Source organism: Hamadaea tsunoensis DSM 44101 (assembly GCF_000428945.1).
Classification (GTDB): Bacteria; Actinomycetota; Actinomycetes; order Mycobacteriales; family Micromonosporaceae; genus Hamadaea; species Hamadaea tsunoensis.
In genome coordinates this window covers 57,371-77,920 of sequence record NZ_AUAX01000005.1, presented here as the reverse complement: position 1 = coordinate 77,920, position 20,550 = coordinate 57,371, and the positions used below count along the sequence as shown (strand labels likewise).

Annotated in this window: 24 protein-coding genes and 1 pseudogene; 12 read left to right on the top strand and 13 right to left on the bottom strand. The window is 71.1% G+C overall.

Features of this window, described 5'->3' with window-relative positions:
- Positions 1–150: 150 nt before the first annotated feature.
- Both G401_RS44745 and G401_RS0110345 read right to left on the bottom strand, forming a co-directional pair.
- Positions 151–774, bottom strand: coding sequence for an NUDIX hydrolase (locus tag G401_RS44745; RefSeq protein ID WP_051366460.1), 624 nt, complete (start codon positions 772–774; stop codon positions 151–153).
- Between the two features lie 29 nt (positions 775–803).
- Positions 804–1,643 carry an aminotransferase class IV gene (locus G401_RS0110345; protein ID WP_027342457.1) on the bottom strand — a complete coding sequence of 280 codons (840 nt, stop codon included), beginning with the start codon at positions 1,641–1,643 and terminating at the stop codon, positions 804–806.
- An 81-nt stretch (positions 1,644–1,724) separates the two neighbouring features.
- Here G401_RS0110345 and G401_RS0110340 point away from each other — a divergent pair, with 81 nt between their 5' ends.
- From G401_RS0110340 to G401_RS0110320, 5 genes are all read left to right on the top strand, one after another.
- On the top strand, positions 1,725–2,132 hold the full coding sequence (locus tag G401_RS0110340) for a Fur family transcriptional regulator (protein ID WP_034591225.1): 408 nt from the start codon (positions 1,725–1,727) through the stop codon (positions 2,130–2,132).
- Positions 2,129–3,169: a CAF17-like 4Fe-4S cluster assembly/insertion protein YgfZ gene (gene ygfZ, locus G401_RS0110335; RefSeq protein ID WP_027342455.1), complete on the top strand. Its 1,041-nt coding sequence runs from the start codon at positions 2,129–2,131 to the stop codon at positions 3,167–3,169. The genes G401_RS0110340 and ygfZ overlap by 4 nt, the downstream gene beginning before the upstream one ends.
- 31 nt (positions 3,170–3,200) lie before the next feature.
- On the top strand, positions 3,201–4,034 hold the full coding sequence (locus tag G401_RS0110330; RefSeq protein WP_027342454.1) for a BKACE family enzyme: 834 nt from the start codon (positions 3,201–3,203) through the stop codon (positions 4,032–4,034).
- A gap of 109 nt (positions 4,035–4,143) precedes the next feature.
- Positions 4,144–4,434, top strand: coding sequence for a type II toxin-antitoxin system VapB family antitoxin (locus G401_RS0110325; RefSeq protein ID WP_027342453.1), 291 nt, complete (start codon positions 4,144–4,146; stop codon positions 4,432–4,434).
- A gap of 1 nt (position 4,435) precedes the next feature.
- Positions 4,436–5,602 carry an acyl-CoA dehydrogenase family protein gene (locus G401_RS0110320; RefSeq protein ID WP_027342452.1) on the top strand — a complete coding sequence of 389 codons (1,167 nt, stop codon included), beginning with the start codon at positions 4,436–4,438 and terminating at the stop codon, positions 5,600–5,602.
- A gap of 21 nt (positions 5,603–5,623) precedes the next feature.
- Here the strand turns inward: G401_RS0110320 and G401_RS0110315 are convergent, their stop codons facing one another.
- The 5 genes from G401_RS0110315 to G401_RS44740 all read right to left on the bottom strand — a co-directional run bounded on the left by G401_RS0110315 (position 5,624) and on the right by G401_RS44740 (position 10,958).
- On the bottom strand, positions 5,624–7,153 hold the full coding sequence (locus G401_RS0110315) for a hypothetical protein (protein ID WP_027342451.1): 1,530 nt from the start codon (positions 7,151–7,153) through the stop codon (positions 5,624–5,626).
- Between the two features lie 57 nt (positions 7,154–7,210).
- Positions 7,211–8,206: a mycothiol synthase gene (gene mshD / locus G401_RS0110310; RefSeq protein WP_027342450.1), complete on the bottom strand. Its 996-nt coding sequence runs from the start codon at positions 8,204–8,206 to the stop codon at positions 7,211–7,213.
- A gap of 12 nt (positions 8,207–8,218) precedes the next feature.
- On the bottom strand, positions 8,219–8,947 hold the full coding sequence (locus G401_RS0110305) for a winged helix-turn-helix transcriptional regulator (protein ID WP_027342449.1): 729 nt from the start codon (positions 8,945–8,947) through the stop codon (positions 8,219–8,221).
- 194 nt (positions 8,948–9,141) lie between these two features.
- Positions 9,142–9,888 (bottom strand): LmeA family phospholipid-binding protein, encoded by a 747-nt coding sequence (locus tag G401_RS0110300; protein ID WP_027342448.1) that lies wholly within the window; start codon positions 9,886–9,888, stop codon positions 9,142–9,144.
- Between the two features lie 89 nt (positions 9,889–9,977).
- The gene (locus tag G401_RS44740) at positions 9,978–10,958 is read right to left on the bottom strand and encodes a hypothetical protein (RefSeq protein WP_064741731.1); all 981 of its coding nucleotides are present in this window, start codon (positions 10,956–10,958) and stop codon (positions 9,978–9,980) included.
- Positions 10,959–11,100: 142 nt separating this feature from the next.
- On the opposite strand from G401_RS44740, the pseudogene G401_RS58495 reads away from it, so the two are divergent.
- The 4 genes and pseudogenes from G401_RS58495 to G401_RS44735 form a co-directional block, all read left to right on the top strand.
- A pseudogene (locus G401_RS58495) lies at positions 11,101–11,181 on the top strand (Ms5788A family Cys-rich leader peptide); the annotation flags it as partial.
- 164 nt (positions 11,182–11,345) lie between these two features.
- Positions 11,346–12,200 (top strand): sulfurtransferase, encoded by an 855-nt coding sequence (locus tag G401_RS0110290; protein ID WP_027342447.1) that lies wholly within the window; start codon positions 11,346–11,348, stop codon positions 12,198–12,200.
- 5 nt (positions 12,201–12,205) lie between these two features.
- Positions 12,206–12,517 carry a DUF1416 domain-containing protein gene (locus tag G401_RS0110285; RefSeq protein ID WP_034591224.1) on the top strand — a complete coding sequence of 104 codons (312 nt, stop codon included), beginning with the start codon at positions 12,206–12,208 and terminating at the stop codon, positions 12,515–12,517.
- 128 nt (positions 12,518–12,645) lie between these two features.
- Positions 12,646–13,107: a hypothetical protein gene (locus G401_RS44735; RefSeq protein WP_051366459.1), complete on the top strand. Its 462-nt coding sequence runs from the start codon at positions 12,646–12,648 to the stop codon at positions 13,105–13,107.
- A gap of 7 nt (positions 13,108–13,114) precedes the next feature.
- Here G401_RS44735 and G401_RS0110275 read toward each other — a convergent pair whose 3' ends face one another.
- Complete coding sequence (locus G401_RS0110275; protein WP_034591223.1) at positions 13,115–13,477, bottom strand: DsrE family protein; 363 nt, start codon at positions 13,475–13,477, stop codon at positions 13,115–13,117.
- A 24-nt stretch (positions 13,478–13,501) separates the two neighbouring features.
- Here G401_RS0110275 and mtfM point away from each other — a divergent pair, with 24 nt between their 5' ends.
- Both mtfM and G401_RS0110265 read left to right on the top strand, forming a co-directional pair.
- Complete coding sequence (mtfM, locus tag G401_RS58270; protein WP_027342444.1) at positions 13,502–13,606, top strand: small membrane protein MtfM; 105 nt, start codon at positions 13,502–13,504, stop codon at positions 13,604–13,606.
- Positions 13,600–14,184 (top strand): FABP family protein, encoded by a 585-nt coding sequence (locus tag G401_RS0110265; protein ID WP_157545570.1) that lies wholly within the window; start codon positions 13,600–13,602, stop codon positions 14,182–14,184. The genes mtfM and G401_RS0110265 overlap by 7 nt, the downstream gene beginning before the upstream one ends.
- Positions 14,185–14,230: 46 nt before the next feature.
- On the opposite strand, the gene G401_RS0110260 is transcribed toward G401_RS0110265, so the two are convergent.
- The 4 genes from G401_RS0110260 to G401_RS44730 form a co-directional block, all read right to left on the bottom strand.
- Positions 14,231–15,235, bottom strand: a complete 1,005-nt coding sequence (locus tag G401_RS0110260; protein ID WP_034591326.1) for an inorganic phosphate transporter — start codon at positions 15,233–15,235, stop codon at positions 14,231–14,233.
- A gap of 12 nt (positions 15,236–15,247) precedes the next feature.
- Entirely contained in the window at positions 15,248–15,874 is a 627-nt protein-coding gene (locus G401_RS0110255) for a DUF47 domain-containing protein (RefSeq protein WP_027342441.1), read from the bottom strand.
- 106 nt (positions 15,875–15,980) lie between these two features.
- Complete coding sequence (locus G401_RS0110250) at positions 15,981–16,856, bottom strand: PPK2 family polyphosphate kinase (RefSeq protein ID WP_034591222.1); 876 nt, start codon at positions 16,854–16,856, stop codon at positions 15,981–15,983.
- 53 nt (positions 16,857–16,909) lie between these two features.
- Positions 16,910–17,485: a DUF402 domain-containing protein gene (locus G401_RS44730; RefSeq protein WP_051366458.1), complete on the bottom strand. Its 576-nt coding sequence runs from the start codon at positions 17,483–17,485 to the stop codon at positions 16,910–16,912.
- A gap of 181 nt (positions 17,486–17,666) precedes the next feature.
- Here G401_RS44730 and G401_RS0110240 point away from each other — a divergent pair, with 181 nt between their 5' ends.
- On the top strand, positions 17,667–19,724 hold the full coding sequence (locus G401_RS0110240) for an ATP-dependent DNA helicase (protein ID WP_027342439.1): 2,058 nt from the start codon (positions 17,667–17,669) through the stop codon (positions 19,722–19,724).
- Positions 19,725–19,976: 252 nt separating this feature from the next.
- Here G401_RS0110240 and G401_RS0110235 read toward each other — a convergent pair whose 3' ends face one another.
- A complete protein-coding gene (locus tag G401_RS0110235) occupies positions 19,977–20,315 on the bottom strand; it encodes a GroES family chaperonin (protein WP_027342438.1) in 339 nt (112 codons plus the stop codon).
- Between the last annotated feature and the right edge of the window lie 235 nt (positions 20,316–20,550).

The following is a 20,550-nucleotide window of genomic DNA, read 5'->3' as shown; positions in this document are numbered from 1 at the left end:
CATCGGGGGTCCCTTCTCCGCCGTGTGTCACCTAAAGGTACGGGCCGCGTACGACAGTCGAAAGTCCTTGCTCGGACATGATCGGCGCACGCGGGCGGGAACAACGGACGGTCGATGGATGCCCCGAAAACACCTGCGGCAAACCGCAGGTCAGCCGAGCCGCAGGCCCGGGATGATCGGCTGCGCGAGATCGTGGTGGACCGCTTCGGCGCGTACCGCGTCGATGGTGCCGTGGCCGGCCAGCTCCCGCAGGGTCACCGCGGTCGGCGGCAGCATCGACAGCTCACCGCTGGCGTACCTGGTCACCGCGTCGGCCGGCATGATCCACAGGTGCGCCTCGGCCTCGCCGGAGTCGTCGACCACCTCGGCCGCCGAGCGCAGCGCCCCGACGAAGAAATAGGTGTCGAAGCGGCGCGGCTCGAAATCCGGGGTCAGCCAGCGCGACCACGGGATCAGGTCGGCCCGGTCGAGCTCGTAGCCGGTCTCCTCGCGTACCTCGCGGAGCGCGGCGTTGGCGGCGGTCTCCAGCTCGTCCGCGACCCGGTCGGCCGGATCGACGCTGCCGCCGGGGAAGGCCCAGCGACCGCCGAACACCATCCCCATCGCCCGGCGCATGAGCAGAACCTGCCCGTCGGTACGCATGAGCACGACCGTCGACGCCTGCCGGGGCACGCTCGCCGGCCGCCCCGACGCCGCGAACTCGGCCGCCATGCGCTCGAAGTACGCCTGGTCGCTCGCCGGTACGCCGGAGAACGGATCGCCCGCGGAGGTCATGTCCGAAGCCTAACGGTCGTTCAGAGCTCTTAGAAGCCGAGGAGGGAACGGATCCGGGCGGTGTCCGGCGAGGCCGGCAGGGCGACCCCGTCCAGCGACCGGATCTCCGCGATGCCCCGGACGCTCGACAGCAGCCAGGCGCCCGACGCCGCGGTCAGCGCGGCGGCGGTGATCATCTCCTCGCCGGCCGCCAGGTCCAGCTCGAACGAGCGGTCGAGCAGGTGCCGGGCGGTGGTGCCGGGCAGGATTCCCGTCGCGTCGACGGGCACGGTCAGCAGCCGGTCGCCGCTGCGCCACACGAGGGTGGACGTCGGCGCCTCGAGGACGAAGCCGTCCGCCGACAGCCACAGCACGTCGTCCACGCCCTGGCTGAGCGCCCAGCGCTGGGAGGCCATGTTCACCGCGTACGACAGCGATTTGACCCCGCCGAGCAGCCAGGGCGCGTCGCCGCGGGCGCCGGCCGTGAATCCGAGGGAGATGGTGTTGACCGACACCCCCCGCGTACGCGGCGTGACCGAGGCCTGGGTCACCGGGGCGATGCCGGCGAAGCAGGTGACGGTATCGGCGCCCTCGGGGCCGCGGGTGCAGACCAGCCGGAGCGTGTTCTCGATCGCCGGGTCGGCGGCCGAGCAGGCGACCTCGGCCAGCTCCCGCAACTGCTCCTCGGGCGGCAGGGCCAGCTCCATCCGACGGGCCGAGCGGGCCATCCGGGCCAGGTGCTCGTCGAGCAGCCAGGGCTTGCCGGAGCGGACGTGCATCGTCTCGAAGATCCCGTCCCCCCGCAGTACGCCGAGATCGTCGGCGCGCAGCAGCGGGGTGGCGGGGTCGACGAGGCCACGGCCGAGAACGGCCAGCGCAGTCAAGGTCACCTTCGCAGCGTAGATCCTCGCCGTCGGCCCCGGGACCGCGGACGTGCGGCCGTCCCGGCGAAGGGGCCTACCATTGGCGGCGTGCCCGATGCTCTGACCCGCGCCCTGAAGGAACGCGGCCTGCGGCTGACCGCCCAGCGCCAACTGGTCCTGGAGGCGGTGCTGGAGCTCGGCCACGCCACGCCCGACGAGATCCATGCCAAGGTCAACTCCGTGGCCGCCGGTGTGAACATCACCACCATCTACCGGACCCTGGAGCTGCTGGAAGACCTCGGGCTGGTCACGCACGCGCACCTGTCGCACGGCGCGCCCACCTTCCACGCCGCCGAGGACAGCCACGTGCACCTGGTCTGCCGGGCCTGCGGATCGGTCCAGGAGCTGCCGGTGGACTCGGTCACGCCGCTGGCCCACTCGCTGCGCGCCGAGCGCGGCTTCAACCTTGACGTAGGCCACGTCGCCCTGTTCGGAACGTGCAAGGGGTGCCAATGACCAAGCCCATCCTCATCGACGATCTCGACCCCGGCTCGCGCGACTCCGGCGTACCGGCGCATTTCGGTGATCCGGTCCGCGAGCAGCGCCTGCTCGCGAACGAGGTCGGCATCGTCGACCGCTCGCACCGCGGCATCGTCGCCGTTCCCGGCGCGGACCGGCTGAGCTGGCTGCACGACATCTCGACGCAGCACCTCACGGCGCTCGCCGCCGGGCAGGGCACGCGGACGCTCTTCCTCTCCCCGCACGGGCACGTCGAGCACGTCGCCGGGGTCACCGAGGACGGCGGGACCACCTGGCTCGACGTCGAGCCCGGCGATCAGGCCCCGCTGCTCGACTTCCTCAACCGCATGCGCTTCCTGCTGCGCGTCGAGCCCCAGGACGTCACCGCCGAGTGGGCGCTGCTCTCGCTCGTCGGCCCCGCCGCGGCCCAGGTCCTGGACCTGGCGCCCGCGCGGGTCGGGGAAGTGCCCGGTCCCAAGTTCGCGGCGGGCACCGTTCCTCCCCTTCCCACCAGCGTGTACGCGGTGACGCCCGCCTTCGGCGGCTGGGCGCGGCGCGACGGGTTCGGCATCGATCTCGTCGTGCCCCGCGCGTCGGCCGACGCCGTGATCGAGAAGCTGGACGTCCCCCGGGCCGGGCTCTGGGCGTACGAGGCGATGCGGGTGGAGGCACGGCGGGCCCGGCAGGGGCTGGAGACCGATCACAAGACGCTGCCCGCGGAGGTCGATCTGATCGCGGACGGCGTGCACCTGGAGAAGGGCTGCTACCGGGGGCAGGAGACGGTGGCGCGGGTGCACAACCTGGGCCGGCCGCCGCGCCGCCTCGCGCTGCTGCACCTGGACGGGATCGCGTCGGACGAGCTGCCGGCGGCGGGGACGCCGGTGACGAGCGACGGCCGCGCGGTCGGTTTCGTCGGCACCGCCGTACGCCACCACGAGCTGGGCCAGATCGCGCTGGCGGTGGTGAAGCGGAATATCTCCGACGAAGCACCCCTGTTGGTCGGAGAATCTTCGGCCGCGATCGACCCGGACTAGATTTCTTCCGCTGACCTGGCAGGATGTGCCCATGACGACACCGACGTTGATCACGGTCGCGCCCACCGGCGCGGAGTCGGCCAAGGCCGACGTGCCCGCCCTGCCGGTCACCCTCGACGAGCTGGTCGAGACGGCGAAGGAGTGTGAGGCCGTCGGCGCGAGCGTCGTGCACGTGCACATCCGCGACGCCGCCGCCCAGCCCACGCTCGACCTGGGCCGGCTGCGCGACACCGTGGCGGCGCTGCGGGCGAACACCAGCCTGATCGTGCAGCTGTCGACCGGCGGATCGGTGCACGACCCCGAGGCCGACCGGCTGGCCGTCCTGGAGGCGGCGCCGGACATGGCCAGCTGCACGATGGGCACGGTCAACTTCGGCGAGGACGTCTTCCTCAACCGCTGGGAGTTCATCGTCGACCTGCACACCCGGATGCAGGAGCGCGGCATCGTGCCGGAGTACGAGATCTTCGACCTCGGCCACCTGTGGGCCCTCCAGCGCCTGCTCGACAAGTACGGCCTGCCCGCCGGCGGCCACGTGCACGTCGACTTCGTGATGGGCGTGCCGGGCGGGATGCCGGGGACGACGGCGGCCCTGGTCGCCTGCACGACCGCGCTGGCCGACCTGCCCGCCGGGACGACCTTCTCGGCGACCGGCATCGGCCGCGCCACCCTGCCCGTCCTGCTGGCGTCGCTGTCGGCCGGCGGGCACCTGCGGGTCGGCATGGAGGACACCGTCACCTACGAGCGCGGCCGGCCCGTCGAGTCGAATGCCCAGCTCGTCGCCCGCGCGGCTGGTTTCGCCCGGCTCGCACAGCGGCCGGCGTTGACCCCGGTCGAGGCGCGCACGATGCTGGGCTTGCCGGCTTAGCCAAGGCGGTCGACGCCACGGTGGTCGGATGCGGTTAGGGTGACACGGTGACCGGCGCCTGGGTGACGCCGGTCCGCCGCAGGGGTGCGGCCCGCGGGAGGGGGCAACGGTGATCTTCAGAGGTGTGCGTGACGGGCGTCCCTATCCCGAGCACGGCTACTCCTTGAAGCAGTGGTCGGAGATCCCGCCCCGGCCGGTGCGGCTCGACCAGCTGGTCACGACCAAGCGTGAGCTGGCGCTGGACAAGCTGCTGGCGGAGGACTCGACGTTCTACGGGGACCTGTTCCCGCACGTCGTCCAGTGGGAGGGCGCGATGTACCTGGAGGACGGCCTGCACCGGGCGCTGCGCGCGGCCCTGCAGCAGCGCCACCAGATCCACGCCCGGGTCCTGGTGCTCTGACATGTCCGACCCGCTCGACATCCTGAAGATCGACTCCTTGCTCAGCGACGACGAGCTCGCGATCCGCGACTCCGTCCGCGCGCTGCTGGACCGCAGGGTCCGCCCGCACATCGCCGGCTGGTACGCCGCGGGCGACCTCCCGGCCCGTGAGCTGGCCCGCGTCTTCGGCGAGCACGGCCTGCTCGGCATGCGGATCGAGGGGCACGGCTGCCCGGGAATGTCCGCGGTCGCGTACGGGCTGGCGTGCCTGGAACTGGAGGCGGCCGATTCGGGCCTGCGCTCGCTGGTCAGCGTCCAGGGCTCGCTCGCGATGGAGGCGATCCACCGGTTCGGCTCCGACGAGCAGCGCGAGCACTGGCTGCCCCGGATGGCGGCCGGCGAGGCGATCGGCAGCTTCGGCCTGACCGAGCCCGACCACGGCTCCGACCCGGCTTCGATGCGGACCCGGGCGAAGGCGGTCGAGGGCGGCTGGGAACTGAACGGCGTCAAGACCTGGATCACCAACGCCCCGGTCGCCGACGTGCTCGTCATCTGGGCACAGGTCGACGGCCAGGGCGTACGGGGCTTCGCGGTTCCGGCCGGCACCGACGGCGTGACGGTGAACGAGATCACGAACAAGATGTCGCTGCGGGCCAGCCTGACCGGCGAGATCGTGCTCGACGGGGTACGCGTACCGGAAACGGCGGTCCTGCCCGGCGCGAAGGGTTTGCGAGCACCGCTCTCGTGCCTGACCGAGGCCCGTTACGGGATCGCCTGGGGGGCCCTCGGCGCCGCCCGGGACTGCCTGTCGACGGCTCTGGCGTACGCGCGCGACCGGGAACAGTTCGGCAAGCCGATCGCGGCCTTCCAGCTGACCCAGGCCAAGCTCGCCGACATGGCGGTCGAGCTGCAGAAGGGCCTGCTGGTGGCGCTGCACCTGGGCCGGATGGCCGACGCCGGCACGATGACGCCCGACATGGTCAGCCTGGCCAAGCTGAACAGCACCCGCGAGGCGATCGGGATCGCGCGTACCTGCCGGACGATCCTCGGCGCGAACGGGATCTCCGGTGAGTACCCGGTGATGCGGCACGCCAACAACCTGGAGAGCGTGCTGACCTACGAGGGCACGGCCGAGATCCACCAGCTCGTGCTGGGCCAGAAGCTGACCGGGCTCGCCGCCTTCGGCTGAGCGCCCCCGCGCTCGACGGCTCTACTGCACGACGTCGGTGAGGTCGGCGACGGCCATGCGTACGGCCGCGTTGATCACGCTGACCAGGCTCAGCTCCCCGGTGTCGATCCGCCACGCGATGACGAGCGAGGCGTCCGCCGAGTTCGCCGTGATCAGCACCGTCGCCTCGTCCAGCCAGCCCGCCGGCTCGACCCGCTCGGCCGCCGTCTGCGAGGTCGCGACCGCCATCCGCAGGACCGCGGACGCCTTGGACCGGACCGCCGCGATGCCGCTCTCCGGCTCACCGGCGTCCGCCGGCAGGTGCACATTGCTCTGGCAGCGGCGTACCAGCAGCTGTGTGTCCAGGTCGGTGCCACGGCTGAAACCGATGCCGCGCCACAGGCCGACTGCGGGGACGAGGTCACCGGTGAGCGGCCGGTCCGACAGGCCGGCGGCGGTGAACTGGCGTACGCGTGCCGGGGCTCCGAGCGGTACGCCGAGGGAGAGCAGCTGGACGAGGTGGCTGCCGAGCGCGCCGGACCTGGCGTTCGGCCCGGGCGCTTGCGGGACCAGGACGTCGCCGATGTCCGCCACGATCGTCCCGTGCTCCTTGCCGTCGACCGAGAGCACCTGCACCCCGCCGACGACGCTGACGACGAGGTGGGTGGCGTCGATCCACACCGGCGAACCGACGTTGGCCGAGGCCGGCAGCGGACGGCTGGTGCCGGTCGAGACGTCGAACAGGGTCACCTGCCCCGCCCGGTACGCCACATAGCGGCCATCGGGCGACAGGGCGGCCGTGTTGTCGACGCGTACGCCGAAGTCCGGGGCCGCGTAGAGCCGGCCGTCGTCCAGCAGGAAGATGCTGGACCGGTCGGCGGGGCTGAAGATGGCGCGGGCGCGATGGCCGTGGGGGAAGTCGGTGGCGGCCCGGTCCAGGTCGATCTCCAGCGGCAGCGGCGTCGTCCGCGGCCGCAACCGGGCCAGCTCGGCCAGGCTCGGCAGCAGGTCGATCCCCGGCGGTACGCCGGTCGCCGACTGCTGCGGCACCGGTTGCGGCTGGTCGTCCGGGGTGCCCTGCGGCTTGGGCCGGCTGACGAAGACGACCAGGCCCATCAGCGCGACGCCGCCGGCGATGAGCGTGCGGCGGCGTACGGACTGGGCGGCCCGCTCCCAGAGCAGGCCCGCCTCGTCGGTGTTGCTCAGCCGGCCTTCCAGGAATGTGCGGGGCGCCGGTCCCTCGGGGTACTCCGCGTTCGGGTCGAGCAGCAGGACGATCGGCTGATCGGTGTCGGCGACGTCGCGTACGCCCTCGCGGAACGCCTTGCGCAGGAACTTGTCGGCGACCACCGCCGGGTCGGGCCGCCGCCGGCGCAGGACGGGTCCGGCCATCCGCACGTCGCCGGCGTACCAGGGCCATCGGACGGCCACCGCCGCGAGCAGGTCCCGGGCGAGCTGATCGGCGAACCGCTCATCGCCGACGTACCGGCGGGCGCCACGCACGAGCGACGGCAGGCGGCTCTCCACATAGGAGACGAATGCGGCCGGCGGAACGAATGGATCGCGGACCATCCGCACATAATCGCGCGGCCGTGTCACGTTTCGGAAGAGAAACGCGTACGCGTAGGCCTACGCTTCGCAGCGGGCCTGGGTGTGCCGTTCGTAGCAGGCGTCGGTGGCCCAGCGGACGAAGCCGAGCCGCTGGTAGAGCGCGATCGCGCCGGTATTGGTCTCGTCCGCGTAGAGCATCACCTGGTCAAGACCGCGCCCGCGCAGGTGCACGAGTCCGGCGATGGTGAGCGCCGAGCCCAGCCCGAGGCCGTGCGCGTCCGGGTCGACGCCGAGGATGTAGACCTCGCCGATCGGATCGTGCTGGTGGCCGTGCTGGTGATCGGCCTCCAGACCGGGCGCGTGGCCGCCGTGGATCTTCGTCCAGTGGAAGCCGAGCAGGGTGCCGTCCGGCCGCTCGGCCAGCAGGAAACCGTCCGGGTCGAACCACGGCTCGGCCATGCGTACGCGCAGGTCGTCGAGGGTCCAGGCGCCCTGGTCGGGGTGATCGGCGAAGGCCCGGTTGTTCAGCCGCAGCCACGCTTCGTCGTCCGCGCCGGGCCGGAACGCCCGGATCGAGACGCCCTCGGGCACGGTCAGGGCCGGCACCGGCGAGAACAACGAGCGGCGCATCTGCCAGAGCACCCGGGCCCGCCGGAACCCCAGGGAGACCGCGAGCGCACCGGCCGACGGGTGGTCGCCGTGCGACCACAACCGCAGCCGGCCCTCCGGGTCGTGCTCGCCCGCCACCGACAGCGCCGCCGTGACCAGCGCGCGGCCCAGGCCGCGCCGCCGCCGCAGCGGATGCACGACCAGCTCGGCGCTCGGTCCGGCGACGCGGTCGGTGGGGTCGAGGTGCGCGTAGCCGGCCAGGCCGTCCGGGTCGTCGATCAGCAGGTGCACCGCGGGCGCCTCGCCACCGTGCCTCAGGTGCAGCACGATGTGCTCGGACAGCGGGTACGCGCCGTCGACGTCACCGGCCAGCCCGGCCAGCCGCAGAACCTGCTCCACCTCGTGCGGCAGGAGCCGCTCGGCCCGGCGGACGTCGACGTCCGGGGCCCGCCCCGCAGTGGAGATCACGACGCCAGCCTACAGAGAGGCCCGCTCCTTCGCCGGGGACGAGACGGAGCTGTCCTCGTTGTGCCGGGTGGTCGGCAGGACGAACTTGTAGCCGACCTGCCTGACCGTGCCGATCATCGACTCGTACTCGGAGCCGAGCTTGGCCCGCAGCCGCCGGACGTGGACGTCGACCGTACGCGTACCGCCGAAGTAGTCGTAGCCCCAGACCTCGCGCAGCAGCTGGTCGCGGGTGAAGACCCGGCCCGGGTGCTGAGCGAGGAACTTGAGCAGCTCGAACTCCTTGTAGGTGAGGTCGAGGGGGCGGCCTTTGAGCTTGGCCGCGTAGGTGTCGGGGTCGATGGTCAGCTCGCCGCCCCGGATCAGGCCGCTGGCGCTCGCGGTCGCCGTGGTCAGGCGGCCGACGGCGAGCCGCAGCCGGGCCTCGACCTCGGCCGGACCGGCCGTCGCCAGGATGACGTCGTCGACGCCCCAGTCGGAGTTCAACGCGATCAGGCCGGCCTCGCTCACGACCGCGATCAGCGGTACGCCGATCCCGGTGGCGTGCAGCATCCGGCAGGTCGCACGGGCCTCCGACAGCTCGGAGCGGGCGTCGACCAGGACGGCGTCGGGGCTCGGCGCGGACACCAGGGTGCGCACGTCCCGCGGCGCGGTACGCACGGCGTGGGGCAGCAGGTCGAGCGCGGGGAGCACCACCGAGGGCTCACCGGCACGCGGCGTCACGAGAAGCAGGATCTCCACGGGCTACCTCCGTCGCACACGGGGGCTGATTCCCCGGCGGCACTGACGGGCGGATTAAGTCTCGACTCTATCCGAATACACGAAGAACACCAGCTTCTCACCTGTACGACGCGTCCCGGTAGACCAACTTGAGATGTAGTTAACCAGCGAGAAACATGAATTAACATCGTGCACACACGCCCCGAACAGGGGAGTCACTTGGCGGTCGCGCCGTCCTTCGTCAGCGGGACGTCGTCGGCGTACCCGGAGATGTCGAGCCCGGCCGGGGTCGGCTGCACCTTCGACAGCTTCAGGTTGTACGGCAGCTTCGGCAGCTGGAAGGTGAAGACCAGACGCTCCTTGAACTTGTCGATCAGCGCCGTGATCGCCGCGTTCAGGTTCGGATCGGTGCCCCCGAGCTCGGTCACGCGTACGCGTAGCGACGTGGGCGTCGCCAGGGTCACCTGGGCCGCGCCCGTCAGCGGGACGCTCAGCCCGGCGAACGAGGCCGTCCCGGAGACCTTGAGCGTGCCGTCGTCGTTCGCGCTCAGCTGGAGTTCGGGCAGCTTCGCGGCGGCGACGACCGAGGCCCACGGGATCACCGAGTGGCCGGTGACCTTGTCGGCGGTGATCGAGCCCTGGTGCGAACGCAGCGCCTCCAGCGGGGCGTTGACGCCGGTCGCCTCCAGCGTCAGCTCGGGCAGCGTGATCCCCTGGCCGGCGAGGTTGTCCAGGACGATCGTGATCTTGTCGTACTTCCCACCGATGACCTGGTTAATGAAGGGGAAGCCGCCTACGTCCACCCGGGGGTCGTCGGACTTCATCCCCTGCTTCGACACCTCGGCGACGGTCTGCTGGCGGATCTGGTCCTCCGCGTACGCGGCCACGGCCCGGTCGATGCCGAAGACACCGGCCGCCACGATCACGATCAGCACTGCCGCAGTGATGAGAAACCGGCGCATGCGCGCTCCTTCATCGGGTCCGTCAAAGGCCATCGAGGCTGCCGGGTGGCGGGTACCGAGGTATCCCCTCACCGGCCGCCTTTCAAGCGTCAGGTCAGGAAGATGACGGAGACCGCGTACGCCACCGGTGCGGCGAGCGCGAACCCGCCCAGGGGGCCCTGCATGTGCCGGGCGATCCACATCGTCGGCGCGTCGCCGGCCAGCTCACGGCCCACCTCCGCGAACCCGACGGCCAGGTCGGCCAGGACGGCCGCGCCGGCCGCCGCCAGCCCGATGAACGCGGCGCTCTTCGGGCTGAAGCTGAACAGGTAGCTGCCCCAGATCGCGGCGACGAGCGTACCGGCCATGGCGCCGACGACCACGCCCAGCGAGCCCCGGGGCACCTGCGCGGCGATCCGGGGTACCGGCGCGATGGTGTCCATCAGGCGGGCGACCAGCAGCGCGACGCCGGCGGCACTCAGGCAGATGACGATCGCCTGGGTGCCCTCGGGGATCCGGGTGAGCACGACCAGCGTGGCGAAGCTGACCACGCCTATCACGATGAGCAGCGTGTTGCCGAGCGTCTCGGTGACCCGCAGGCGGGCGGCCCCGGTGATCATCTGTCCGACGAAGCCGGCCACGAACCCGGCCACCGCGGCCAGCGCCAGCGGGCCGAGCCCGGCCGAGGCCGGTGAGACCGCGGCGAAGTCGGCCACGAGCGCGGTGAGCAGTCCGACCGCCCCGACGACCTTGGCGCCGGCCGGCCGCATCGCCATCGTCCAGGCGAGCACGAACAGCACCTGCACACCGAAGATCACCACGGCGTACGGGATGCGGGCGGAGCCGACGCCGGCGGTCTGGGCGCCGAAGATCAGGCCGACCGCGAGCAGGCCGCTGAAGCCGGCGATGAACAAGGACAGCAGGCGGCGGACCGGGGCGATGGCCGGCTCGAAGTCGTCGTCCTCGAACTCGTCGTCCTCGGCCTCCGGCTCGGGCTCGACGCCGCGCCTGGTCCGGCGGGTGTCGTCGCCGTCCCGGTCGGCACGGCGCGACCTGCGATCTTGCCTGGTCTCTTCGGGGGCGGGGAACACCTGACGATCGTGCCTTGTGCCCCTGCCCACCGCAAGCACGGGGGCCTTCTCGCGTACGGCGCGGACCGCTCTCGCAGGGGTGATCCTTCCCGGATTGTGGGCCGAGCCTTCGGCAGGGGCTCATTCAACTGGTACTGTCCGTCCCATGGGCATCCTGCTCACCAAGAGGCGCGCGGTCGACCTGTGCCGCGTGGCCGCCTGCCTCTGTCGCCCCGTCCTCTGACGGCGGCGCGGCAGGTCCTGCCCATCTGAGCCCTAGCCCGGCTTGATTGCGACGTCGCCGTCGTCGAACCCCGTGAGTCATCCAGGGTCGTGCGCGGCGCAGTTTTCTTCACTTTCAGCGCGTGGCGCCGGCTCACCTCAAGCATCCACTAGGAGAGCCAACCAATGAGTCGCGACACCGCACTCGTCTCGGCCGACTGGGCCGAGAAGAACCTCGAAGCCCCCGGCGTCGTCTTCGTCGAGGTCGACGAGGACACCAGCGCGTACGACGGCGGCCACATCCCGGGCGCCATCAAGATCGACTGGAAGACCGACCTCCAGGACCAGGTCCGCCGGGACTTCGTCAACAAGAAGCAGTTCGAGGCCCTGCTCTCCGAGCGCGGCATCTCGAACGACGACACCGTGATCCTCTACGGCGGGAACAACAACTGGTTCGCCGCGTACGCGTACTGGTACTTCAAGCTGTACGGCCACGGTGACGTCAAGCTGCTCGACGGCGGCCGCAAGAAGTGGGAGCTGGACGCCCGCCCCTACAGCAAGGACGTGCCCCAGCGGGCCGCCACGCAGTACACCGCGCAGGAGCAGGACCTGTCGATCCGCGCGTTCCGCGACGACGTGGTGGCCGCCATCGGCGTCAAGAACCTCGTCGACGTCCGCAGCCCCGACGAGTTCGCCGGCCGCCTCCTCGCGCCGGCCCACCTGCCCCAGGAGCAGGCGCAGCGGGCCGGCCACGTGCCGACCGCGATCAGCGTCCCGTGGAGCAAGGCCGCGAACGAGGACGGCACCTTCAAGACCGACGAGGACCTGCGCGACATCTACTCGGCCGCCGGGCTCGACACGTCCAAGGAGACCATCGCGTACTGCCGGATCGGTGAGCGCTCCTCGCACACCTGGTTCGTGCTGCACGAGCTGCTCGGCGAGCCGAGTGTGAAGAACTACGACGGTAGTTGGACCGAATACGGCTCGCTCGTCGGCGTGCCGGTTGCCCTGGGCGACGAGCCCGGAACCCTGGAGGCCTGATCTTCATGTCCGTGACGACCTGCGCCGCCCCCGACCAGGCGGCTCCCATCCCGGCCAGCGTGGACCTGGAGAAGGAGACCGTCATCTCCGGCACCGTCCTCGCGACCAACGGCGACCCGGTCGCCGGCGCGTACGTGCGCCTTCTCGACCGCACGGGCGAGTTCACCGCCGAAGTGGTGACCTCCCCGGCCGGCCGCTTCCGGTTCTTCGCGGCGCCCGGCCAGTGGACCGTCCGCGCCCTGTCCCGCTTCGGCAACGGCGGTGGCGAGGTCTCCGTCGCCCGCGGCGTCAACGAGTTCCAGGTGTCCGTCTCCTGATTCCAGGTGTCCGTCTCCCGGGACGGATGCGAAGCCCACGCTCTTGCCTCGCGGCCCCGGTGCTTCCCGCGCCGGGGCCGCGCCCTATCCGGCGCCGGCCGGCCGCGAGCGGATGTCACTATGGTGGGATGCGCAAGCGCACCCTCGTCGCCGTGGCGATCACCGCCTGGGCGTTGCTGCTCGCCGGCCTCGCCTACTACTCGTATCGCGACAGCCCGCCGACCGTGCCCGGCCAGACCACGATCGGTCAGGCCCGCGACACGATGGACCGGGTGACCGGGGAACTGCGGAACATCTCCTCCAGCGTCAGCGTCGGCGACTACGCCGAGCAGACCTGCGACATCACCAAGGCGCGTACCGGGGCGTCGATCAAGCGCCAGCTCACCTTCACCACCACCCCGGGCGGCGAGGCCACCCTGCTGCGGGAGATCGCGGACGGGCTGCCGTCGGCGTACCACGCGCAGACCACCGATCAGGACTCCACCATCAGCCTGTACGCCGACGCCGGCCTGTTCGTGGCCGTCCGCGGGCGTACCGGAGATCCCGGAACGGTGGTCGTCACGATGACCTCCGGCTGCCGCGAGCCCTGATCCGTCCTCAGTAGACGAGCGCCTGCACGTTCTCGGCGAGCACCTCCTCCACGAAGAGCGCCGCTCCGGCGATGCGTACGCCCTCCAGAACCTGGCCCGGCGTGATCTGCCGGCGCTGGGCGCACTGCGTACACAGGGTGACCCGGCCGGCGGCCAGGACGGCGCCGAGCAGGTCGGCGAGCGGTGCCGCGTGCGGCAACTCGAAGGACTCGGCCCGGCCGGGCAGGGCGAACCAGGACGACTCGCCGGTGAGCCACAGCGAGACGTCGGCGCCCGCGGCGACCGCCGTCGCGGCCACGGTGAAGGCCTGTGCGCATCGTTCCGGGGCGTCGGCGCCCGCGGTGACCTTGACGACCAGCTTTCGTGTCATACCGGGCAGCCTAAGATGGTCGGCATGGTCACCGAGATCGGATTCGTGAGTCTGCTGGTCGCGGGCTTGGGCGGGATCGCCGGAGGCCTGGTCTACGTGGCAGTCAGGATCGCGAGAGGACGCTGGTGAGCGAGAACCCGATGCAGCCGCCGTGGCTCAATGCCCCGCCGGTCGAGCCGTACCCGTTCGAGGAGACGCACGACCTGCGTACGGGTCCGAACCTCCACGACGACCTGCTCGGCCTGCTGCCGTTCGTCGGCGTGTGGCGGGGCCGGGGCCGGGGCGGCTACTCGACGATCGAGGACTTCGACTACGCGCAGGAGATCCGGATCAGCCACGACGGCCGGCCGTTCCTGCACTACGAGTCCCGGGCCTGGCTGCTCGACGAGGACAGCAAGCCGATCCGCCCGGCCGGCCGCGAGACCGGCTGGTGGCGGCCGGCGGCCGGCGGCGACGAGGTCGAGATGCTGATGATGACCCCGACCGGGATCATGGAGCTCTACCTCGGCCGGGCCGAGGTCAACCCGCCCCGGCTCGAGGTGTCGACGGACGCGATCGTGCGTACGCCGACCGCGAAGGAGGTCCGCGGCGGCGTACGCCTGTTCGGCATCGTCAACGGCGAGCTGCTGTACGCGCACGACATGGCCGCCGTGGGCCAGCCGATGCAGAGCCACCTGAGCGCCCGCCTGGTACGCGTCGGCGGCTGATCCGCACCCTGCGCAGCGCAGGTGCAGGCTCAGCGCAGGTGCCGGCTCAGAACAGGTGCAGGATCAGATAGGTCACGGCGGCGACGAGTCCGGCACCGGGGAACGTCAGGACCCACGCGGTCACGATGTTCCCCGCCACGCCCCAGCGTACGGCCGAGACCTTCTTGGTGGCGCCCACGCCCATGATCGCCGAGGTGATCGTGTGGGTGGTGGAGATCGGGGCCTTCAGCCAGGTGGCGGTGTAGAGCACGACGCTGGCGACGGCCTCGGCCGCGAAGCCTTCGGCCGGACCCAGATCGATGATCTTCCGGCCGAGCGTGCGGATGATCCGCGCGCCGCCGGAGAACGTGCCCAGGGCGAGCATGGTCGCCGAGGTCCAGTAGACCCACTGCGGAACGTGCGTCGCGCTGTCCTGGTAGCCGCCCGTGTAGAGGGCCAGGACCACGATGCCCATGGTCTTCGCGGCGTCCTGCATGCCGTGACCGACCGACATCGCGACCGCCGAGACCGTCTGGGCGTGCCGGAAGCCGCGGTTCAGCCGGCCGGGCATGCCGTTGCGGAAGATCCACATGATCGCGAGCATCGCCAGCGCGCCGAGGACGAAGCCCGTGATCGGCGAGACCACCATGGGGATGACGACCTTCTGCACGATCATGCCCCAGAGCACCTTCGTGCCCTGGACGTCGAAGAGGAACGAGCAGACCGTCGAGCCGACCAGGCCGCCGATGAGCGCGTGCGAGGACGACGAGGGGATGCCGAAGTACCAGGTCAGCAGGTTCCAGCCGATCGCGCCGACCACGCCGGCGAAGACGATGGCCAGGCCCGCGGTGCCGGCCGGGAGCTTGACGATGCCGCTGCCGACCGTGGCCGCGACCCGCCCGCCGAGGTGGGCGCCGACGAAGTTGCCGATCGCGGCCACCGCCAGGGCGACACGCGGAGTGAGCGCCCGGGTCGACACGCTGGTCGCGATCGCGTTCGCGGCGTCGTGGAAGCCGTTCGTGAAGTCGAACAACATCGCGACGATGATCACCGCGAGAACGGCCCAGAACATGGTGTCCAAGACTCAGGACTCCTTGACGGCGATCGTCTCGACGGTGTTGGCCACGTGCTCGAAGGCGTCGCACGCCTTCTCCAGCTCGTCGGCGACCTCCTTCATCTTCAGCACCGTCAACGCGTCGTACTCGCCGGAGAAGAGGCGGACGAGCAGCATCCGGTAGGACCGGTCGCCCTCGTTCTCCAGCCGGTTGCACTCGACCCAGTACTCCTCGAGCTGCTTGAGGCCCTTCAGCCGGGGCATCGCCTCGGCGGTGAGCTTCGCCTGCTGGTCGAGCACGTCCACCAGCTCGTGCATCTCGCGCGGCAGGGCCGGCAGCTTCGTGAGCCCGTAGAGGTAGACCAGGTTGCCGGCCGCCTCCAGGTGGTCCATCACGTCGTCGAGGCCGGAGCCGAGGTTGTAGATGTCCTCGCGGTCGAACGGCGTGATGAAGGTTGAGTTGATCTTCTTGTACAGCTCGTGGGTGATCTGGTCGCTGTCGTGTTCCACCTCGCCGAGCCGCTCGCTGACCGACTGGACGTCGGCGCCGGGCAGGGCCAGTTCGGTGAGCAGCTCGGTCCCGCGCACCAGGTTCTGGGCGGCCCGACTGAAGTAGTCGTAGAACGCCTGGTCCTGCGGGCGAAGGGAGAACTTCACGGCAAACCTCGTCTTCTGGCGATGATCGCTACCGGCCGAATACTAGGGTGCTTCACATTCACGTCAACAGCAGGTCACCGCCAGCTACCGTTGATTCATTCGCCGTTCATGTTCCGTTTACCTTGGCCTCCTGGGCGAGCCGCTCCCGCTCCACGTCCAGATCGAAATCCGGCGGCGGATAGGCCAGTCCCAGCGCGCGGAACCGCTCCAGCAGGAGCGTCGCCACCGCCCAGTCGCGGTACCACTTGCGGTCCGCGGGGACCACGTACCAGGGTGCGGCGTCTGTGCTGCATTTCACCAGAGCATCGTTGTACGCGTCCTGGTACGCGGGCCATTTCCGCCGCTCGTCCAGATCGGACGGGTTGTACTTCCAGTACTTCGTCGGATCCTGGAGCCGGTCGCTGAGCCGGCCGCGCTGCTCGGCGTACGAGATGTGGAGCATGACCTTGATCAGCTCGCAGCCGGACCCGACCACGGCGGCCTCGAACTTGTTGATCTTGTTATAGCGCGCCCGCCAGGTACGCGCGGGCACCAGGCTGTTGACGCGGACGGTGAGCACGTCCTCGTAGTGCGAACGGTTGAAGACGCCGACCTGGCCGGGGCCGGGCAGCGCCTTCTCGATGCGCCAGAGGAAGTCGTGCGCGAGCTCCTCCTCGGTGGGCTTGCCGAACGCCACGATCTGTACGCCCTGGGGGTTGAACTCCCCCACCACGTGCTTGATCGTGCCGTCCTTGCCCCCGCAGTCCATGGCCTGGATCAGCAGCAGTACGCGTTGCCGGGACCCGGCGGTCTTGGCCGCGGCGACCAGCTTCTCCTGCTCGGCGAACAGCTCGCCGCCCAGGATCGGCAGCTGGGCGCGGGCCCACACCTTGGGATCTTCGCGGGCGGCCTTGGGCAGTCCTGGAGTGCCGCGGGGATCGATCGCGGCGAGATCGCCCGTCGCGGGGTCGAACCGCAACAGGTCGGCGAGACTACGAGCCATGTCCAGATCATCACCCAAACACACCGCCGCTGCCGGGTTTTGCGGTGTATCCCTCAGTGACCTGGTCGCTGTGTGACGGGTTCCCAGGACATGATCTTGTCCAGCCAGCGGTGGTAGTACGAGGCGAACGGCTCGCTCCCGTCGCCGAGGGCCTGCCGCAGCTCGAAGGCCGCCGCCCAGGCCCGGTCGATCAGCGGCGCGGGGTACCCGAACTCGGCCGCGTGCGCGGTGAACTCGTCGTCGTCCACGAGCAGCACCGCACCGGACTCCCGGCGCCGCTTGACGTCCAGGTCGAGGTCGGCGAGGACCAGCCGGCCCTCGATCCACTCAGCCGGCGTCGTGATGTCGCAGTAGATCTCGCTGCCCTGCGGCGCGGGGTTGAACATCGCCGTCCACCAGGCGTCCGGCGGGACGAGCAGCACCCAGGGCAGCTCGTGCCGGGTACCGGAATCGGACACCGTTCCGCGCGGCACACCCAGCCACCGCCCGAACTCGTCCTCGCCGAGCAGCACCGCCGGGTAGCCCCGGTGCGGCGACCCGTCGAACTTCGCGATCTCCACCCGCACCCGGTCGCCCGTCCGGGGACCGCTCCCCGGCGAACCGTCGTCCCCCACGGACCGTTCGTCCATAGCGCCTCATCCTCCCCCACACCGCGCCCCTTGGCTACCAGGATCGGCGTACCCCGCAAGCACACTCCCGCGTACGCGTTTCTTCCGCGAGTCCGGCGGGTGACACCGCGGGGTGTGACGGCGGCCGTCGCGTCGGCGGGGCCGGTCGGACTTGTCGCCCCCTCGGGCTAGGGTCTTCAGCGTGACGCGACGGAAGGCACCCTCGGCGGACGAGGTACTGAACGCCGCGGTCGGCGCGGTCCCCGGCGGCGGCGCCCGCCCCGGCCAGCAGGCCATGACCGCCGCCATCGCGACCGCCCTGGAAACCGGCGAGCATCTGCTGGTGCAGGCCGGCACCGGCACCGGCAAGTCGCTGGCGTACCTGTCGCCGGCGCTGACCGTGGACGGCCCGGTCGTGATCTCGACGGCGACGCTGGCGTTGCAGTCCCAGCTGGTCGATCATGATCTGCCCCGGCTGGCCGAGGCCGTGCGGCCGCTGCTCGGGCGCGTACCGACCTTCGCCGTCCTCAAGGGCCGCCACCACTACCTGTGCGTCGCCAAGCTGGAGCACGCCGGCGACGCCGAGGACGAGCCGGCCGGCCTGTTCGACGCGGCCGCCGGGGACACCGGGCCCGGCAAGGCCAAGACGGTCTGGATCGGCGAGTCCGGCCGGCTCGGCAAGCAGTTCGAGCGCCTGCGCGAGTGGGCGGAGAAGACCGACACCGGCGACCGCGACGAGCTCGACCCCGGCGTGGACGACGTCATCTGGCGCCAGGTCAGCATGCCCGCCCGGGAATGCGTCGGCGCCGGCCGGTGCCCCTACGGCGCCGAGTGCTTCGCCGAGGCGTCCCGCGTCCGCGCCCGCGAGGCCGACCTGGTGGTCACCAACCATTCGCTGCTCGCCGTCGACATGCTCACCGGGCGGCAGATCGTCCCGCCGCACAAGCTGCTCATCGTCGACGAGGCGCACGAACTGGCCGACCGCGTCTCCAGCGCGACCCAGGCCGAGCTGACCGCCGAGGCCGTCGACCGGACCGCCCGGATGGCCCGGTCCTTCGTGGAGCCCGAGGACCACCAGTCGCTGCAGGAAGCGGCCGACTCCCTGACGCTCGGCCTCGTCGAGTCGCCCGCCGGCCGGATCACGACCGGCCTGCCGCAGGCGGTCCACGAGGCGTGCACCCTCATCGACGGCGCCACGAGCCGGGCGCTGCGCCAGATCGGCGACGTCAAGGCCGACGACCCCGATCCGGTCCGCAAGCAACAGGCCAAGGTGGCCCTGACCGACCTGAACACGACCGCCCAGCGGCTGCTGGCCGCCGCCGACCACGACGTCGCCTGGATCGAGCACGAGCCCCGCCGGGCGATCCTCGTCGCCCCGCTGTCCGTCTCCGGCCTGCTCGCCGAGAAGCTCTACGAGGAGCGTACGGTCGTCGCGACCTCGGCGACCCTGACGCTCGGCGGTGCCTTCGACTCCGTCGCCCGCTCCCTCGGCCTGATCTCGGCGCCCAAACCCGCCCCCGACCCGGCCGCGAAGTCCGCCCCGAAGTCGCCGCCGGCCCCGCGCCAGCGTGACGAGACGCCGACCTCCCTGCCCTGGCAGTCGCTCGACGTCGGCTCGCCGTTCGACTACGCGAAGCAGGGCATCCTCTACGTCGCCGCGCACCTGCCCCGGCCGGCCGCGTCCGGGCTGCCCGAACAGGCCGGCGAGGAGCTGCTCGCCATGATCAATGCGCTGGGTGGGCGTACGCTCGGGCTCTTCTCCTCGCGCCGGGCCGCCCAGCAGGCCGCCGACCTGGTCCGCATGAAGACCGACTTCCCGGTGCTGCTGCAGGGCGACGAAGCGCTGCCCCTGCTCGTCCGCAAGTTCCGGGCCGACAAGGCGAGCTGCCTGTTCGGCGTGATGTCCCTCTGGCAGGGCGTCGACGTGCCCGGCGACGCGTGCCAGCTCGTCGTCATCGACCGCCTGCCGTTCCCGCGCCCCGACGAGCCGCTCGCGGCCGCCCGCAGCGCCGCCGTCGACCAGGCCGGCGGCTCGGGCTTCGCCGCGGTCAGCGTCCCCATCGCCGCAGTACGCCTGGCGCAGGGCGTAGGCCGCCTCATCCGCTCCACAAGCGACAAAGGAGTGGTCGCGATCCTCGACTCCCGCCTGGAGACGGCCCGAGGCTACGGAGCATTCCTCAGAAAGACGCTCCCGCCCTTCTGGTACACCACAAAACCCGAGGTGGCCTTGGGAGCCCTCAAACGCCTCAGCGAGAGCTAGAACTCAGAGTGCGCACCGGATGAGCTCAACCACCCCAACCATCGGGTGACTGGCCGACGGCGAGCACCTCATCGGCGGCCGGGCCGCGCGGGGTTGGATGGCGTGACCGCGACGCCCGGCAGTTCAAGATCCTCAAACTTCGTTTGCGGATCTTGGGCTGACGGGCGTTGCATAAGGGTCACGCCAGGCCAGCCCCGCCCGACAGCAACCTTCCAGAGCTCCCACCGAGGCAAGCCCAGCCACGAACTCAGGCTAGAGATAGAGGCCGGTGGCGTTTTCTTCTATGCGGGTCGCGGCTACCGCGTGCACGTCCCGCTCGCGGAGCAGGACGTAGTCGCGCCCGTGTAGCTCCACCTCGGACCGGTCGTCGGGGTCGAACAGGACCCGGTCCCCGGTGACGATCGAGCGTACGTTGGGGCCGACCGCGACCGCTGTCGCCCACGCGAGGCGGTGTGCCACCGAGGCCGTCGCCGGGATCACGATGCCGGCCGCGGACAGCCGTTCGCCGTCGCCCGTCTCAAGGCGTACCAGGACGCGGTCGAGGAGCAGGCGGATGGGAAGGCCGGCGTCGGCCTGACTTGCTGAGCTCACAGCGCCAAACGCTACCCGCTGCGGCGGCGTACGCGCGTCGCACCTCGGTCTTCCCCGGCGCCCCGGTCGATCATGTCCGACCCACGTCGGCGTACCGTCGGTGCCTGGGCGGCCCGGGCGGCCGGGCCGAGTGCCCGGCGGGTACGGGCCGAACGAGCGAGCCGTATCGGAGCGCCTCTCGATTTACGTGGGCGTCGGGGGCGTGCCCCGGTTAACGTGATACGGCTGGCGGGTA